Origin of the sequence: Christensenella massiliensis (assembly GCF_040409835.1) — a bacterium.
GTDB lineage: Bacteria > Bacillota > Clostridia > Christensenellales > Christensenellaceae > Christensenella > Christensenella massiliensis.
On sequence record NZ_CP117826.1, the window covers coordinates 461,627 to 478,339 of the forward strand.

The window sequence follows — 16,713 nt, forward strand, 5'->3', positions numbered from 1 at the left end:
TAAAAAATCTATATAACATAACAAAAAATGCGTCAGACACATTTCTTTTCAGGCGCTTTTGCTTCTGTACTGGCTCTGTCCATTTTCTTTATTAAATCACATAAACTGTCGAGACAGCATTCAAGCTAACATAAAATTTCTATGTCCGAATTATTTATAATAAACCATACGCTATTATTTAGCAAACAGAAAAGCCGCCAGCGGCAGCTTCTCTATCCGTTTCTTGATATCTTTTAAATGCGACCATTATATGCCAGGATATATGCTATGATGATTTAATTTTCCGGTTGTCAGCATATTGATCGCGATTCCCGCTCCCAGTCATTTGGGATAGATCTGTATCTTGAATAGAAATAAAGCACCACCTGTTTCCTCTTGTATCCCTTTTGGTCAATTACTTTGCATTTTGGGAAAGAGCCCGCCAGAAAACGCAATCGCATTTATGCCCTTGACGAGAACGGTATTATCAATCCATGGAAAATAGAAGTTTAGAATATTTCCGTTTTCTGCTTTCAAGCTTCCAAAATCTTATTTTACCAATGGCAAGGATATCAATATTGTTGCCGACACGCACCACTGAACAATACTTCTGGTCGTTTTGTGCATTAAATCGCTAATTTGATTATCTCGCTTCAGGCATAACAAATTGATTTCCGGTGTCATAATAGCTTTACCTTGGAATCAGAAGTCCGCTCACTTATAATGCGGGCTATCTGTTTGTTATACCGTTGGTTGATAGATTTCACAATGCTCCCTTGAACAGGAGGCATGGTTTGCCCACATTGTTCGTAATAGCTACGGAATTGTCTGCACCCATATCAAAATAGCACAGGTTCGAGATGTCTCTTGCTGTAGTATGGCGCGGGGTGCTAATCTGTTATTTGTTCCATTGTACTGGAAATAAGAATACTATCATCTATCCAATACGGCTGGTTTATATACTCCCGCACACTACGCAAACAAAGGTTCAGCCTGCCTAACATCCGGCGGCGGTATCGGATAAACGGTCAATTACACACAGCGGCAACAGCTTTCCATTACCTTTATCGGTATTCCACCTACATATAAAAATCCGCCTTTTTGCGGTAGCCTCGCTGGTTACACTTTATAATTTATCTGGCAATTTTTTTAATAGAATCCCGCAGCGCAAGTTCCGTATTAATCACATACGGCACAGGAGGAATCGCGTCCCTGCCCTCGCGTATCATACGCAATATACGCATTGCCGCTTCAATACCCAGCATCTTTTTGGGGTGTTTGGCTGAAATGATCCCCAGATTACTAGACGCTGCGCCATCGTCGAAGCTGACCATCGAAACATTCCTTGGGATGCTGATTCCATTTTGCACGTAAAACCTGTTGATCTCCAACGCAATCAAGTCGTTATAAGCGATCATCGCCGTATAATAATCGAGCGTGTCAAGAATGGCCTTGATACTGATTTCCAACAGGATATTATTATCATAATTAGAATAAAACCAGCCAATTAGTTCCTCGCGTACGGGAATGCCCGCTTCACCAAGTGCCTGTACGTATCCCAAGTAACGCCTGTGTCCCTGCAAATCGTCTCCCTTGAAAATTCCCGCAATATCGGTATGTCCTGCTTCAATGAGCATTTGCGTCATTTTTTTGGATGCTCCAATGTCGTCCATCAGAATACTCGGACATTTCACGTCACTGTAATAATTATGGATAAACAGGAAAGGAACTTCCTTTTCTTCCAGCTTGCGGTAATATTCGATATTCGGATTGGGTAGCGCAGAGCGTGTTCCCTCGATGATCAGCCCCGCAACATCCGAATGATACATACGCTCCAGAAAACCGCGTTCCTGCTCAATCCTGTTTTCAGAAATGCAAAGGTCGATTTCGTATCCCTCGAGCTTTAATACCGTTTCGATCTCCTTGAAAATATGCTTGAATATATATTCGTTTAAATAACTAATCAAGATCCCGACTGTTTTGGACGTAGCAGCCGCGAATGTTTTGTTGACGTACATCCCGCTTCCGCGTACCTTTTTAACTACACCCTCCTCGCTCAATTGCGCCATTGCATTCCTCACCGTCTGCCTGCTGATCCCGAATTTCCGACACAACAAATTCTCGGACGGCAATTTATCTCCTTGCCGGAAGGTTTTGTTTTTGATATTATCCACGATCCATTGTTTGAGGATAATATACTTAAAATTAAAATTTTTACTGCTGTCGTCCATACCGTTCTTAGGGCCTCCGGCCTTAAAATTTTCTTCACTGCAAGCAATGAATGAGTTTTCTGTCTAAAATTTCCAGTACGCGCTGCGCGGTTCTCTCATCGATCACCAGATAATTAAGCAATCCGGTATTAAGTACGCCGATGGCGGAAAGCGCCCTGTATTCTCCAGCAATAATCCCCATTACCTTACCCGCCTTTTTCAGATATTCCTCACCGATACCGATGATACGGCTGTTATAATCATTATTGACGAATTCGCCCTTGATATTAATACGGAAAGCGCAAATATCGCCTACCGGCTTCCCATAATTCTCATTAATCATATCAATCATGCGGTCCAATGGAACTTGCATATTATTTTCGTAATAGTTCGGCGGCGCACCTGCCGATATTACGGCAAAATCGATATTCGCCCATTTTTCCACGATAGACTGCATATATACGCTCTGCATGTAAAGCGCGCGGTCCGCAATCGTCTCTACAATTGCGGGTGCATAGATAAATGACGGCGTGCCATGCAGCTTTTCCGCGAACATACGCACCGTTTCGTTGAGCTGATATTCCATACCTACACGGTTAGAGCCACCTAAAAGCGGCACTACGTTCACATCGTAGATATCTTTACTGATTGGAAAGGATTGCATAAATTCATAGCACATCCGTCCCCATGCAATACCAAGGGCGGAATGACTTTTGAGTATCTTAGACGCGAGCAACCCGCCTTGCGAGGAAACGATTCGGATGAGCATTTCCTCACTGGTCACGTTGGTCGGTATGACACGGCAGTCATCAAGGTGAAAGCGGTCCTTAAAGATGCCCGAAAGCGAATCGTTGTTGGCGTATGGGTCCTTGATATTGATTTCAATGATCCCATTCTCCATCGCTTCCGAAAGCATCATCGACACGCCGGAACGCGAAATTCCTAACTTTTTAGCAATTTCCGCCTGCGTCATCTTTTCCGTATAATACATTTTGGCGCACTGCACCATGATCTGGATGTCGTTCTTACCGTCCACTTACGTTCTCACCGCCCTATTGCTCCTGCGTCAAACACATACGGACCAATAACCGTCCAGTGTATCGACCAGCTTTTTGAATTTTTTATATTTACGGGCATAAATTTCCACGTTCATATGGTTGGGTTCACAAGTATAGTCGGCGTGGTAGCATGTCTGTGCCGCCTGTTTCATATCTGCAAACTGCCCATCCGCAACCGCCGCGCACATCGCCGCGCCCAACGTTCCCAACTCTCCCGCCCTGCAAACCTCGATGGGCATATCCAACACATCCGCGAACATCTGTACCCATACTCTGGAGTTGGATGGGCCACCCGATATACGCGCGACCTTTACGCCATCTTTCTTGTAGCCCATCAGCTTTTCCACGTGGTAACAAGTGGAAAAAACCACACCCTCATAAATAGCGCGCAGCATGCTTGCCTTATCGTCCATACATGTAAGGCCTATAAAGCACGCCTTTGCCTTGGGGTTTGCGTTCGTTCCATATAAATACGGCAAAAATACCACGTCGCAATCTTCCGGCTGCTTGGAATCCACCATCTCATTGCACAGCTCGTAATATTCCTTGCTGCTTTTATTTTCATCCTTGAGTATTTTCTGGATGAACCATTCCAAGTTGCTAGCGGACGTCATGCTACCTTCCATTATATTATAATATCCGTCAACCGTATAGATAGAAGACATAAATAAATCCTTGTCCTCAACTGGTTGTTTATCCACATAACAGGTGATCGCCCATGTTCCGCCAACAATACTGAGCACCGTTTCGTCGACGATACCTGTGGCAATCGGGCAAGCGGTAAAGTCGACCAATCCTCCCGCGACAATTGTTCCCGGTTCAAGACCTGTCTCCCGCGCCACCTGCCCCGTGATCTTGCCGCAAACATCTGTCGAACGCCGCAGTGGCGGCAGTAGCCGCATGCAGTCTTCTACACCCAGGGCCGTGAGCACTTCACGTGAATACTCACCCTTTTCAAGGTCCATGGCGCTGATGGACGACATATTGGAAATCTCTCCCCAAGCCTCGCCCGTCAGAAAATAACGGATCACGTCGCTGCAGCTAAACGCATACCGCGACCGCTTTATGACCTCCGGTCTGTTTACCGAAAACCATTTCAGAAGCGGAACGATCTGACCTGCCCATAACGATTGTTTTGTTTTAGGCAGGATTTTATCAAACGTTCCGTCATCCAGCCATGCTTCCACCAAATCCGCAGCACGCATATCTGTTGAGATGATGCCATTATAAGACGGCTTACCATCCTTGCCGATCAGGTATAACCCGTTGCCGTGCCCCGTTACCGAAACGCCGCCGATTTCCCGTGGTTCTACGCCGCTTTTCCTGATGACTTCACGAATACACTGCACGTTTGCCTGATACAGCAGGTTTGTATCGCGCTCCACATAACCGGCCTGTGGCAATATTTGCGGCACGATTGCCGTCGCCACTGCGCGTTCGGTTCCTGCACAATCAAATAGACCCGCCTTGGACACGCTGCCGCCGTTATCCAGCCCGATGTAATATTTTCCCGCCATATCTTCTTCCGCCTTCCTTCCTATCGTTTCCCATACGCCATCTCGATTTTCTCTTCCAAAAACTGCCGTGCAGTCCGCACATACCGGACGGACTCTTCCGTTTGGTCCGACCACATTTCCATGACGAATAATCCGGCGTATTCTTTTTCTTTTAGGAACGTAAAGAATGTGTCGAAATCCACAATTCCGGTGCCGTACGGCGTATCGCGAATGACGTTTAATTTTCCGTCCTTCACATGCCATGCGATCGTATCCGTGTATGCGCAGCCGATATCCTCATATAAATCCTGCATGCTCATGCCACAGGCGGTAAGATTCGCAATGTCCGCGTATATCTTAAGCCACGGAGAATCCACCTCATCGACATAGGTCTTGATTTTGCTGAGCGTATTCATAAAATCGGTGTCCACGTTTTCAATCGCCAACGTCACCGCACGCTGCGCAGCATATTCCGTCGCGCTGCGCAGCGCGTCCAAAAATCGCCGTTCTGTTTCCTTGCTTCGCGGGCCGTAATATTCGTCATAACCCGCAAGCTGCACAATACGTACGCCCGCCGCAACTGCAAAATCCACCGCCTCGCGTATCAAAGCAAGTCCTGTATTGCGCGTACCATCGTCCATGCTGCCGATTGGAAAACGCCGGTTGCCGCTCAGGCACATCGTCAGCAAGGGAAAATCCTCTTCCAGCAGCGCTTCCCTAATTTCTATGCCTTGCGGGTTGCCCGACCGGACCCGCGCTATCTTTTCATCCGTTTCATCGATGCTGATCTCGATAAAATCGTATCCAGCTGCTTTTGCCTCTTTTATTTTCTGTTTCCATCCGAAGCTTTTGGGCAAAGCTTTTTCGTAAAGCCCTACCTTACAGTCTTTTAAGCCCATGCCTTTCCCCTTATTGTCCGTACCTGCTGAACATTTCCACCGCGAGCCTATCTTCTTCTTCCGTCATGACCGCCGGATCGCCCGCTGCCTTGGCAGCCAGATAACTGCGCGCAACGTCTTCCGTATATACCGCCGCATAGAGTGCCTCTTTCAGGTTACCGCCAATAGTAACTACGCCGTGGTGGCGCAGGATGACGGCGCGTTTTCCTTTGGAATAGTCCACAGTCAGTATCCCCATCTCAAGGCTGCCCGGCGTGCTGTACGGTGCGACATATACTTCCCCCAACGCCACGTTGGAAAGCGTGGTGCAACAGGCCGGCAGCTTGTCGCTGATCAGGCCTACTGCCGTCGCGTAGGGCTGATGCGTGTGGATGATTGCATTCACTTCCGGCATATGCTCATAAATATATTGCAGGGCAACCGTATCTACCGACGGCTTGCGCGTGCCCTCAATGATTTCACCCTCTTTGTTATAAACAATCAAATCGTCCGGCACCATGCCCACATAACTCATACCGGATGGCGTGACAATGATGTCACCGTTTTCTTTTCTGACACTCACATTGCCGCCCGAAAGCGTAATCAGCCTGTTGTCTTTCATTTCGAGCGCCGCCGCTATGACTGCCTTTTTGTCTTCCTCATACATTGTTTTATCCTCCGTTTATTTAAAATGAATTTTGGTACCGTTTTCAGCCGCCGACTATACATGTAAGGTCAGCGCGTTCAATCAGAGATTTCAAATTTTCCATATCTTCGTTTTGCAGTTGCTTCTTATCTTCCATTACATAGCCAAGGCCCAGTGCGCGGTGCTTATGCCTGCCAAACTGATGGAAAGGGAGCAGGTCAATACGCTGTACGTCAAATTCTTTCGCCCAAATGACAACAGACATCACATGGGATTTCGTATCATTGAAGCCCGGGATGATCGGGCATCTGAAAATCACATTTTTATCTTTCTGCCTTAGTTTGCGGATATTGTTTCTTAAAACACCAATATAATCGTCGCTTCCGTTCGGCATGATAACTACTGTCTTCTGCGGATCCGTAGTCTTAATATCCAACAGGATTTCATCTGCGTTTTCCAGCCCCATCCACATCTTATCCCAACTCACAATGCCGCATGTTTCTACCGCTACACTCAGATATTCGCTCCTGCATGCCGCAATCAGCTCCTGCACAAATTCCGCCTGCAAAAGCGGCTCCCCGCCGGTGACCGTTACGCCGCCGCCCGAACGCGCGTAATATATTTCATCTTCCATGACCTCGCGTATAACTTCCGCTACCGTCATATCTTCACCATAGATCTGACGCGCAGACGTAGGGCACATTTCCACACATTTACCACAGAAATTACAGAGCGTAGTGTTGGTACGTATTCTATTTTCAATATGGTATATCGCCTTTTGCGGGCATAGATTCTCGCAGCGCAGGCAAGCAGTGCACAGATTATCGAATACTACGATTTCATTGCCCGTTTTCTGGGATTCCGGATTACTGCACCACGGACACTGCAGATGGCATCCTTTCAGGAAAACGGCCGTACGGATTCCTTCGCCGTCATGGATATGGAATTTTTCTATATTAAATACTTTTCCCGTTCTCTCCATTCTATTTCTCCTTTTTTCTGAAAATATCTGAAGTGTATCGTTTCGGGCGCCGTGTAAAAAATGATAGTGTGGATTCCAATATTTATGACACTTGTCAAATCATATGTTAGAGTACTCAAAACGGAAACTCAAGACTAAATTCCGATTCAAATACAACATATTTTACGGGTATAACAACTTGGAAAACATATGTCAGAAATGTTGTTATAAATTCTGCCCACCTAAGTAGAAAGTTGTTATAAAATGGCTTAAAACAGGCTTTTTGCCGTTTACAACCCGACGTATTGCACCTATAATCAACACAAGAAGACATCTATCGTTTCCCACATGTAAGTTTCCAATACCGCCGGATTTTGGCCGGGCGATTCATAAATGTTATTTTTCAGAAAAGGAGAATTTTGTCATGAAATATGTCGACGAAGTTACGAAACGATATAAGGACACCAATGCTTCGATTCTCGGCAAGACTGTTTACCGCAGCAAGAGAATCGAGGACCTGCGCAACCTTTTGCTTGCTTCCGCTCCCACTATTTGTTCCCAGCGCGCGGTAGCCGTTACCAAGGCGTATCAAGAATTCGAAGGGGAAAATATTTATATCTTGCGTGCCAAGGCGCTCAAAAAAGTATTGGAAGAAATGAGTATTTTTATTTTGGATGGTGAGCTTCTGGTTGGCAACCAGGCATCCACACCCCGCAGCGCACCCGTCTTTCCCGAATTTTCCATTAATTGGATCATCGACGAGCTTGACGGCAAGCCCATGCGTCCCGACCAACGTCAGGGCGACCGCTTTATCATCAGCGAAGAACACGAAAAAAACATACGTGAACTGGCTCCTTTCTGGAAAGGCAAAACGCATGCCGAGCATTGCGAGAAGCTACTTACGGACGATATTCGCAATACAGGCGCCATCGGCGCGGTCGATTCCTACTGGCTGATGAACGGCGCGGACGGTCACCTGACGGTGGACTTAAAGCGTGTCGCTTACGAGGGTCTGATTTCCTTTAAAAAACAAGCTCTCTCCAAAATTGATTCACTTGATCTTTCCGTGCCGGACGATATGACGCAACTGCCGTTTTTGCAATCCTGCGTCATCCTGTGCGATGCCATCACCGCCTTTGCGCACCGCTACGCCACGCTTGCAAAAGAGATGGGTGAAAAAGAAAATGACCCGCAGCGTAAGGCGGAACTTTATAAGATTTCCGAAATCTGCAACCGCGTGCCTGAATACCCCGCGCGTACTTTCCATGAAGCGCTGCAGGCGTACTGGTTCATCAATCTGGTTATCCAAATTGAAAACAACGGACATTCCTATTCGCTCGGCCGCATGGATACTAATCTGTATCCCTTTTATAAGAACGACCTTGAATCCGGCGAACTGGAATCCGCTGACGACGCGGTGGAGCTTTTGAGCTGCTTGTTTTTGAAACTATTCCAATTGAACAAGATTTTTACCTTTGACAATCAGAAATCGTTTTCTGGTTATCAGCTTTTCCAGAACATTACCATCGGCGGACAGGACAAAAACGGCCACGATGCCACCAACGAGCTTTCCTACCTTGTGTTGGAAACACAAGCCGCTATCCGTTTACATACGCCCTCCGTGTCCGCGCGTTACCACGACCGTGTCTCCAACAAGTTTATCCATGCGTGTCTTGACTGTATCCGCCTTGGCGGCGGACAACCCGCGTTTTACAGCGACGAAATCTATATTCCAGCGCTTGTCAACCGTGGTATGTCCGTGGAAGACGCGACTGAATATTCCGTAGTCGGCTGTGTGGAAGCCGTGTGCGAAGGCAAATGCGGACACCGTCCCAACGGTTCCGGTCTGATCAATTTGGGCAAGATTGTCGAGGTCGCGTTAAACAACGGCGTCGATCCGAGGACGGGCATCTGCCCCCACGCCGGCAACGGTGACCTGACAACGTTCAAAACCTTCGATGAGGTATTTGAGGCAATCAAGCAATTCAGCGCATGGTATATCCGCGAGCAGGTCATCTGGGACAACATCATTGATAAATGCACCGAGCAGTATATCGGCGATCCGCTCGTTTCCATGCTTATTGAGGATTGTATCGGCCGTGGGCGCGGCCTTAAAGAAGGCGGCATGTATTACGATTATGCCGGGCCGGAATTCATCGGCACCGCCAACGTGGGTAACTGCCTCGCCGCCATCAAAAAAGTCGTTTTTGAGGACAAAACGCTGACGGCTGCACAGGTTATGCATGCTCTCCATACGAATTTCAAGGATATGGAAACCTCGCCTACCGGTGCTGAGATTCAGCAAATCCTTGTAAGTGCCCCTAAATTTGGTAACGATGACGATTACGTGGATGAGCTGACTGTCGAATATTTCCGCTTCATCTGCGAAGAAATCGTAAAATACAAGACGACTCGTTATGGTCGTGGCCCTATCGGCGCCATGTGGCAGCCGTCCACCAGTACCATTTCCGCCAACGTACCGTTTGGGGCGATGGTAGGCGCGACGCCTGACGGACGTGTCGCGGGAGAGCCCCTTGCAGACACTACCGCTCCTATGCATGGCACAGATACGCACGGGCCCACGGCTTCTCTAAAGTCGGTCAGCAAACTGCCTACCGTGCTTGTATCGGGTGGTGCACTGCTTAATCTGAAGCTAAGTCCCGCGTCTGTGGATACACAAGCGGGACGGCAAAAGTTTATATCGCTGGTACGCACTTTCCTCGGCGATCTAAAAGGAATGCACATCCAGTTTAATATAGTCAACGCGGATATACTGAAAGAGGCTCAAAAAGAGCCGCAGAAGTATAAAGACCTGATGGTCCGCGTGGCAGGCTACAGTGCGCTCTTCGCGCCGCTTGACCGTGACCTGCAAAATGACATAATCGCAAGGACCGAGCATGTTTTATAGAGACAAACTATCACATAAAAACCCCTTTTCACGAAAGGGGTTTTTATGTTTCTTCCGCTTTTGAATCCAACGTACAAACAGCATATAATAGAAGCTTTTTGCAACGAAAAGCTGGGGATTATTTATTATATGGCAAACGATACGATCCGCAGACCTTAAAGAGGACCTACGATGTAATTTGTGGAATTTTCAAGGATTTCAAGATAACTATGACTTTTCCCCATGCTCCGCTATAAAATCATCGATTCCTTGATTCCCGCTTTTTGCGTTGACGAGCGAAACAATAATTGAAGAAACAAAAAGAGGATGCTTAAATCATCCTCTTTTATCTTTATGCTACTTCAGTTTCATTTGCCACAACATGTCCAAAAGCGCAAGATCCCGTTTTAAAATTATTCATATCGATGTCCTTACCGATGTGGACAGGTCCAATACCTGCCATTTCTGCATAATCACACATGTGCTGCGCGTTAAGCGCATAACTGAGTACCGAATGGTGCGCACCATCCGCGAGTATCTATGCTTTTGCGGACGTACGCAGATTCGGCATCTTTCCGATAGGCTTTACACACTCAACGTCGGCCACGGTCAGCCGCATTCTGCCTCCCATATCGACGAGCGATACAGTAATATCGCTTTTCCGGCGGCGGATTCGAAAATCATCCTTGCCGGCGCTTCACGGTCGCCGTGCGCGCTCTGGTTTAGATTCATGAAATCCATATCGATCTCATTTAAGGGAATCGTCCGGTTATACTGCTTGCCCGAATGCTTTCATAAGTTTACTCTTGTTTCTGTCCATAATAAGCGTGCTTTCCATGCTTGCGCAAATAGTGCTTATCCAGGAGTTCCTGCGGAATCGCTTTCATTGCGCAGGCCGTCGCAGCTTCGCCTACAAACGCCATCATTGCCACTTCGTCTAACACGACCGCCTTTTCCACGGATTTCGTCGCGTTTTCCGCCCATACGAACGGCCCATGACTTCTCACAAGCACCGCGTTCATCAAATCAGGATCCAACTCTTCAAAGGTTTCAACAATCACTTTGCCTGTGTTCCATTCATACTCGCCTCTAATCTCTTCCATGGTCAGCGCGCGCGTGCACGGAACCTCACCGTACAGGTAGTCCGCGTGCGTTGTTCCATAAGCTGGAAGCCCTCTACCTGTCTGAGCCCACGCGGTTGCCCAACGCGAGTGCGTGTGCGTAATGCCGCCGATATTTTTGAAATGTCTGTACAGCACGAGATGCGTATCCGTATCCGAAGACGGATTTAAATCTCCTTCCACCACCTTACCCTCAAGGTCCACTACCACCATGTCTTCCGGACGCAGCTTTTCATATTCCACGCCGGACGGTTTGATGACAAAGAGTCCCTTTTCACGGTCAATACCGGACACGTTTCCCCATGTAAACGTAATCAGCCCGTATTTCGGAAGGAGCATGTTTGCTTCATATACTTTCTGTTTTAATTGTTCAAGCATTCTGAACGCCTTTCTTGATTTCCTTTAAGCGTTTCATCACGTCGTTGCCGCCCGTACCAAAATAATCATGCAGCGTGCTGTATTCCGCATACAATTTATCATACACCTTTGCATTTTCTTCATTGGGCAAGTACGTGATATTTTTTAATTTTCCCATCATGCGGGCCGCATCATACACACTGTCGTACCCGCCATTTTTCTTTCCTGCCGCAACCGCGCCAAAAATCGCCGCCCCCAACGCCGGACCTTGCGCGCTTCCCGAAATTTTGATTGGCTTTCGGATGATGTCCGCATAAATCTGCATAACAAACGCGCTCTTTTCCGCAATCCCGCCGGATGCATAAAACTCATCGACCGGTACGCCGTTCTCTTCAAAATTCTCAATGATTTTTCGCGTTCCGTATGCCGTCGCTTCCACAAGCGCGCGATACATCTCTTCCGGCCTCGTGGTTAGAGTCATCCCGAGCATCATGCCCGTCAAGTCTACATCTACCAGTACGCTACGGTTTCCATTCCACCAATCGAGCGCCAAAAGGCCGCTTTCTCCCGGCTTTTGCTCACTCGCCTTTTCCTGCAGGTATACATGAATATCCATACCATGCGCCTTTGCCTCTTCAAAATACCGTGGTGGCACACAGTTATTCACTAACCATGCAAAATGGTCTCCCACGCATGACTGCCCCGCTTCATAGCCGACGAGCCCCGGCATCACGCCGTCCTCTACATAACCGCAGATCCCCGGCACACTACATTCCTTTTCGCACATCAGGATGTGACATGTCGAGGTGCCCATGATTGCGAGCATTTTACCCGGGCCGTCGATGCCTACCGCAGGCACACATACATGCGCGTCCACGTTCCCAACCGCAACGGGCGTACCTACGGCAAGACCTGTCTTTGCCGCCATTTCCGGCGTGATTCCTCCCGCGCAGCTCCCCAATGGCAATATCTCCCCTCCCAGCTTTTCTTCCACCACGTTTTCAAGCCTCGGGTCGAGGGCCGCGAAAAATTCTTTGGACGGATAGCCGTCCTGCTTATGCCAAATCGCCTTGTACCCGGCGCAGCATGAGTTGCGTGTTTCCTTACCGGTGAGCTGCCACACGATCCAGTCCGCCGCTTCTATGAAGCAGTCCATTTCCTCGTATACCTCTGGTGCGTCGGTAAGGATTTGCCAGATTTTCGGCACTAGCCATTCCGAGGATATTTTGTTTCCATAGCGCGCCAGCCATTTTTCCCCGCGTGCAGCCGCTGTTTCATTCAGCTTGTTTGCCTTATCCTGCGCCGCATGATGTTTCCATAGCTTGACGTATGCGTGCGGATTGTCTCTAAATCCCGGGAGAAAGCAGACAGGTGTTCCGTCTGCCTTGACCGGCATCACCGTGCAGGCCGTAAAGTCCACGCCCACTCCGATAATATCATCCGGCGAAACGCCGCTTTCGCGAATCACCGCCGATATCGTCTTTTCAATCACATCCAAATAGTCCCGCGGATGCTCCAGAGCAAAATCCACGCCCAACCTTTTCCCGCTGGGAAGCATCTCGTCCATTACCTTATGCGGATAATCATACACGCTTGTCGCGATTTCCTCGCCCGTACGGACATCCACAAGCAGAGCGCGCCCTGAAAGCGTGCCAAAATCGATACCGATAGAATATTTCGCCATTTTCCGACTCCTTTACATTACTCCGATATTTTTTTGATAGAGCTTCTTTCACGAATAAAGGAAGGCATATAACAGCACACGCGTTCTTCCTTGACTTCCTCCGGATTTTTAATCAAGTGCAGCAATCTCTTCGCTGCTTCGATCCCTACCTTTTCCTTGGGATGGTTAACGGATGTCAAGTCGTTCCCGTTGATCTTCGCATCCACCGAATTATCAAAGCCGACAATCGAAATATCATCCGGCACTTTCCTGCCTTTTTTATCCAGCTTACCTATCAGCCTCTTAGCTACAAAATCATTGTAACATACAAGAGCGGTGCATTCGTCGATCGACGATACAAGGTCCTCCTCCAGCATATCCATCTTCTGCGGCGTATGTGCCGTATTGGATGAATCATACCAACCGATACAGTTCTCGTCCACTTCAAGTCCCGCATCCATCAACGCACGGATATAACCGGCGTAACGCCAATGTCCCTGCAAATCATCAAACTTAAAATATCCGGCTATTTTTTTATGTCCGGCGGCAATCAGCAGATTGGTGATGTCGTATGTCCACTTCTCGTCCTCCATCAGCACGCAGGTACACGGAAAATCAGGATAATAGTTGTTGACAAATACAATCGGCACCTTGTTTGCCGTAAGCGCCTTGTAATATTTGATATTCGGATTTGGCAAAGCGGATTTGACACCTTCCACAATGAGTCCCGCTACGTTGGAATCGATCATACGTTCTAAAAACCGCGCTTCGTTTTCCACACGGTTATGCCCGAATCCGAGGTCAATGCCATAGCCTGCCTCCGTCAGCACTCCTTCGATCCCTGACAGGACCTCCGGAAAAATATAGTTATCGAGAAAACTCATACAAACGCCGACCATATTATTTTTCGGTTTCAGCATCTGCTTTTTGACATACGAACCGCTACCTTTGCGGCGTTCGATCGCGCCTGCATCTTCCAGTTCGTCCAACGCCTTGCGCACCGTCTGCCTGCTGACTGAAAACTTACTGCACAACATGTTCTCTGATGGCAGTTTGTCGCCGTATTGAAACCGGCCTTTATCGATATTTTCGACCAACCAGTCGCGCAACGCCCTGTATTTAAAATTAGTTGTCTCTGCAGCTTGTGTTTTCAAGAGTCCGTCCTCGCCTATTACAAATTATCAGTAGCCGCGCAGGAAACATAAGCCCTTTCGCGCTTCTGTCATTCTATTTAAAATCAGCAATATATTCCTTGTTAGCATCAATGAGTTCCCCGACCATTTCATTGATCTGGTCCAGATTGAGTATAGCAGCCGTCAGCGGATCCATCTTGATGCCCTCATAGATATATTGCAGTTTCTTTTCGTTTGCGGCTTTTGCCATCAGCACATGCACATTGATATTGGAAATATTAAGCGCAGCCAATGCGTCCGGCAACTCGCCTACATAGCACGGGTGAATTCCTTCGGAGTCCGCATAGCACGGCACTTCCACGATGCTGTTCCTGGGCAGATTCTCGATCAGCCCCGTATTCTTTACGTTGAGGTTCGCCCGAAACGGCTTGCCCGTCAAATTGGCATGTATGATCTCCGGCGCGTATTCAAACGTCTTGACCATCGGGATCTCCTCCCCCTTTTCCAACATGCCTTTAAGTTCTTCAAAATAATCATCGGCCGCCATCTCATGGTCCAGCCACCATCTTCTGTCTACCTGCAAATCGCGGATCGCCTGTTCGTTTTTGCGGAAATACGGAACATATTCCGACATATGGAAAGGCGATTCGGATACGAAATACCCAAAGTTCTGCATAATTTTGAACCTGACAATATCGACAAGGCGTACACCCATCGTAATATAGTCAGGCTCACGGTCGGCCATCTTGATAATATCCTCCACCTTTTCAGCGCGTCTGAAAAGCTCGGGATAGGCATCCTTGCCGTCCACTTTATACTGCAAAAACCAATCCATGTGGTTGATGCCCGCCGCCCAAAAGGACACATGTTCACGCGGCACCTCAAGATACGCCGATAATTGTAGCGCAGTACTCTGCACGTTATGGCAAAAACCAAATACTTTGATCGGCGTCGCATTGCCCAGCGCCAGACAAAGCGGGGCCATGGGATTCGTATAATTGAATAAATATGCATCCGGGCACAATTCTTCCATGTCGCGGCAAATCGCGAGTATCTCGGGATATGCGCGCAAGAAACGGAACATCCCCCCTGGTCCGATAATGTCACCGATAGCCTGATGCACCCCATACTTGTCCGGTATTTCGAGATCCAACTTGTATTGTTCCACTCCCCCGACATTGATGGTATTGATTACATAAGTAGCATCCTCAAGCACTTCTCTGCGCTTATCGGTTGCTTTAATTATAACATCCTTCTTAGCTTGTTTGCAAAGTTGTTTTGCAACTTTTTCCATCACTTCCAGTTTTTCCACATTAATATCAACGAGCGATATATTGTCGATCCTGATATCATCGTAGAGAAGTAAATCTCCAATCAGCTTCTTTGCAAACATTGCACTGCCTGCACCAATGATTACTACTTTGTTCATTTTTCCCCTCCGCAATTTTTTTGTTTATGTAAACCGATTTATCCAGCCCGGTTATACATTCAATTTCTTTTCCACCGCTTTGATGGTGTCGATCGCCATCTTGGTGTACTTGTCATAAAACTCATCGCAACCGCCCTGCGCCATCACAGCGAACGGATCTGCCCCTGCGGGAAGAAGCTCAAACGTCAGGTATCCATCGTATCCGATTTCAACCAGTGCCTTTATGATTGGCTCGAAATCGATATGTCCGGCTCCCGGCGCGGCGCGGTTGCTGTCCGCCAGATGGATGTGCACCAGATCCTTTCCGCATTCGATCAGCGATTGCGCCATGTCCGCCTCTTCTATATTCATATGGAACGTGTCGCCCATCACGCCTACATTCGGCATATCGATCCGCTTTAATAAGGCAAGCACGCGCGACAGGCTGTGCGTGATATACGTTTCATACCTGTTCCACGATTCAAGGCAAATCGTAATATCGCATTTTTGTGCATATTCAGCACACTCGCGGACATTCTCCACTGCCCAGCTAAGTTCTTCTTCAATATCTGCAATAGGCGCGACTTTCGAACACGCCGTCGGAGCGACGATAACCTTTTCTCCGCCAAGAGCCGCAGTAAAATCGACGACTTTTTTCACATAATCTTTCGCGTGGTTACGGATTTTATAATCCGGATGTACCAAATCGCGCTGCGGTGTAAAAATTGAACAAGTCGAGGACACTTTAATCCCGTTATCACGGCATAACCCGTTTACTTCGTTTATATTGAAGTTGTCCGGTTCACCCAACATCTCAATCGCATCGTATCCATACTTTGCCAAACGTTCAATACTCGTTCTAATCGGCTCGCCGCAATATACCAGCGCGTCATAGCTATATTTGAACATATCTTTT

The 16,713-nt window shown here is 47.7% G+C and carries 13 protein-coding genes and 1 pseudogene; 1 reads left to right on the forward strand and 13 read right to left on the reverse strand.

Features of this window, described 5'->3' with window-relative positions:
* Positions 1-1,112 precede the first annotated feature (1,112 nt).
* The 6 genes from PUP29_RS02265 to PUP29_RS02290 are packed head-to-tail and all read right to left on the reverse strand — an operon-like array spanning position 1,113 to position 7,249.
* The gene (locus tag PUP29_RS02265) at positions 1,113-2,210 is read right to left on the reverse strand and encodes a GntR family transcriptional regulator (protein WP_079547443.1); all 1,098 of its coding nucleotides are present in this window, start codon (positions 2,208-2,210) and stop codon (positions 1,113-1,115) included.
* 34 nt (positions 2,211-2,244) lie between these two features.
* Positions 2,245-3,225, reverse strand: a complete 981-nt coding sequence (locus tag PUP29_RS02270; RefSeq protein ID WP_079547442.1) for a sugar-binding transcriptional regulator — start codon at positions 3,223-3,225, stop codon at positions 2,245-2,247.
* A 30-nt stretch (positions 3,226-3,255) separates the two neighbouring features.
* Positions 3,256-4,764: an FGGY-family carbohydrate kinase gene (locus tag PUP29_RS02275; RefSeq protein ID WP_353423749.1), complete on the reverse strand. Its 1,509-nt coding sequence runs from the start codon at positions 4,762-4,764 to the stop codon at positions 3,256-3,258.
* A 20-nt stretch (positions 4,765-4,784) separates the two neighbouring features.
* Complete coding sequence (locus tag PUP29_RS02280) at positions 4,785-5,642, reverse strand: L-ribulose-5-phosphate 3-epimerase (protein ID WP_079547440.1); 858 nt, start codon at positions 5,640-5,642, stop codon at positions 4,785-4,787.
* Between the two features lie 10 nt (positions 5,643-5,652).
* Positions 5,653-6,288, reverse strand: coding sequence for a class II aldolase/adducin family protein (locus PUP29_RS02285; protein ID WP_079547439.1), 636 nt, complete (start codon positions 6,286-6,288; stop codon positions 5,653-5,655).
* A 43-nt stretch (positions 6,289-6,331) separates the two neighbouring features.
* A complete protein-coding gene (locus PUP29_RS02290; protein ID WP_079547438.1) occupies positions 6,332-7,249 on the reverse strand; it encodes a glycyl-radical enzyme activating protein in 918 nt (305 codons plus the stop codon).
* Between the two features lie 403 nt (positions 7,250-7,652).
* On the opposite strand from PUP29_RS02290, the gene PUP29_RS02295 reads away from it, so the two are divergent.
* Positions 7,653-10,136 (forward strand): glycyl radical protein, encoded by a 2,484-nt coding sequence (locus PUP29_RS02295; RefSeq protein WP_079547437.1) that lies wholly within the window; start codon positions 7,653-7,655, stop codon positions 10,134-10,136.
* Between the two features lie 517 nt (positions 10,137-10,653).
* Here PUP29_RS02295 and PUP29_RS12740 read toward each other — a convergent pair.
* The 7 genes and pseudogenes from PUP29_RS12740 to PUP29_RS02330 all read right to left on the reverse strand — a co-directional run bounded on the left by PUP29_RS12740 (position 10,654) and on the right by PUP29_RS02330 (position 16,706).
* Positions 10,654-10,746 (reverse strand): hypothetical protein, encoded by a 93-nt coding sequence (locus tag PUP29_RS12740; RefSeq protein WP_079547436.1) that lies wholly within the window; start codon positions 10,744-10,746, stop codon positions 10,654-10,656.
* 65 nt (positions 10,747-10,811) lie between these two features.
* Positions 10,812-10,904, reverse strand: a pseudogene (locus PUP29_RS12745) (hypothetical protein); the annotation flags it as partial.
* Positions 10,905-10,915: 11 nt separating this feature from the next.
* Positions 10,916-11,614 (reverse strand): L-ribulose-5-phosphate 4-epimerase, encoded by a 699-nt coding sequence (locus PUP29_RS02310; protein ID WP_079547435.1) that lies wholly within the window; start codon positions 11,612-11,614, stop codon positions 10,916-10,918.
* Complete coding sequence (araB, locus tag PUP29_RS02315) at positions 11,607-13,277, reverse strand: ribulokinase (RefSeq protein ID WP_079547434.1); 1,671 nt, start codon at positions 13,275-13,277, stop codon at positions 11,607-11,609. The genes PUP29_RS02310 and araB overlap by 8 nt, the downstream gene beginning before the upstream one ends.
* Before the next feature lie 17 nt (positions 13,278-13,294).
* Positions 13,295-14,410: a GntR family transcriptional regulator gene (locus tag PUP29_RS02320; RefSeq protein ID WP_079547433.1), complete on the reverse strand. Its 1,116-nt coding sequence runs from the start codon at positions 14,408-14,410 to the stop codon at positions 13,295-13,297.
* A 73-nt stretch (positions 14,411-14,483) separates the two neighbouring features.
* A complete protein-coding gene (gene melA, locus PUP29_RS02325; RefSeq protein ID WP_079547432.1) occupies positions 14,484-15,818 on the reverse strand; it encodes an alpha-galactosidase in 1,335 nt (444 codons plus the stop codon).
* A gap of 51 nt (positions 15,819-15,869) precedes the next feature.
* Positions 15,870-16,706, reverse strand: coding sequence for a TIM barrel protein (locus PUP29_RS02330; protein WP_079547431.1), 837 nt, complete (start codon positions 16,704-16,706; stop codon positions 15,870-15,872).
* Between the last annotated feature and the right edge of the window lie 7 nt (positions 16,707-16,713).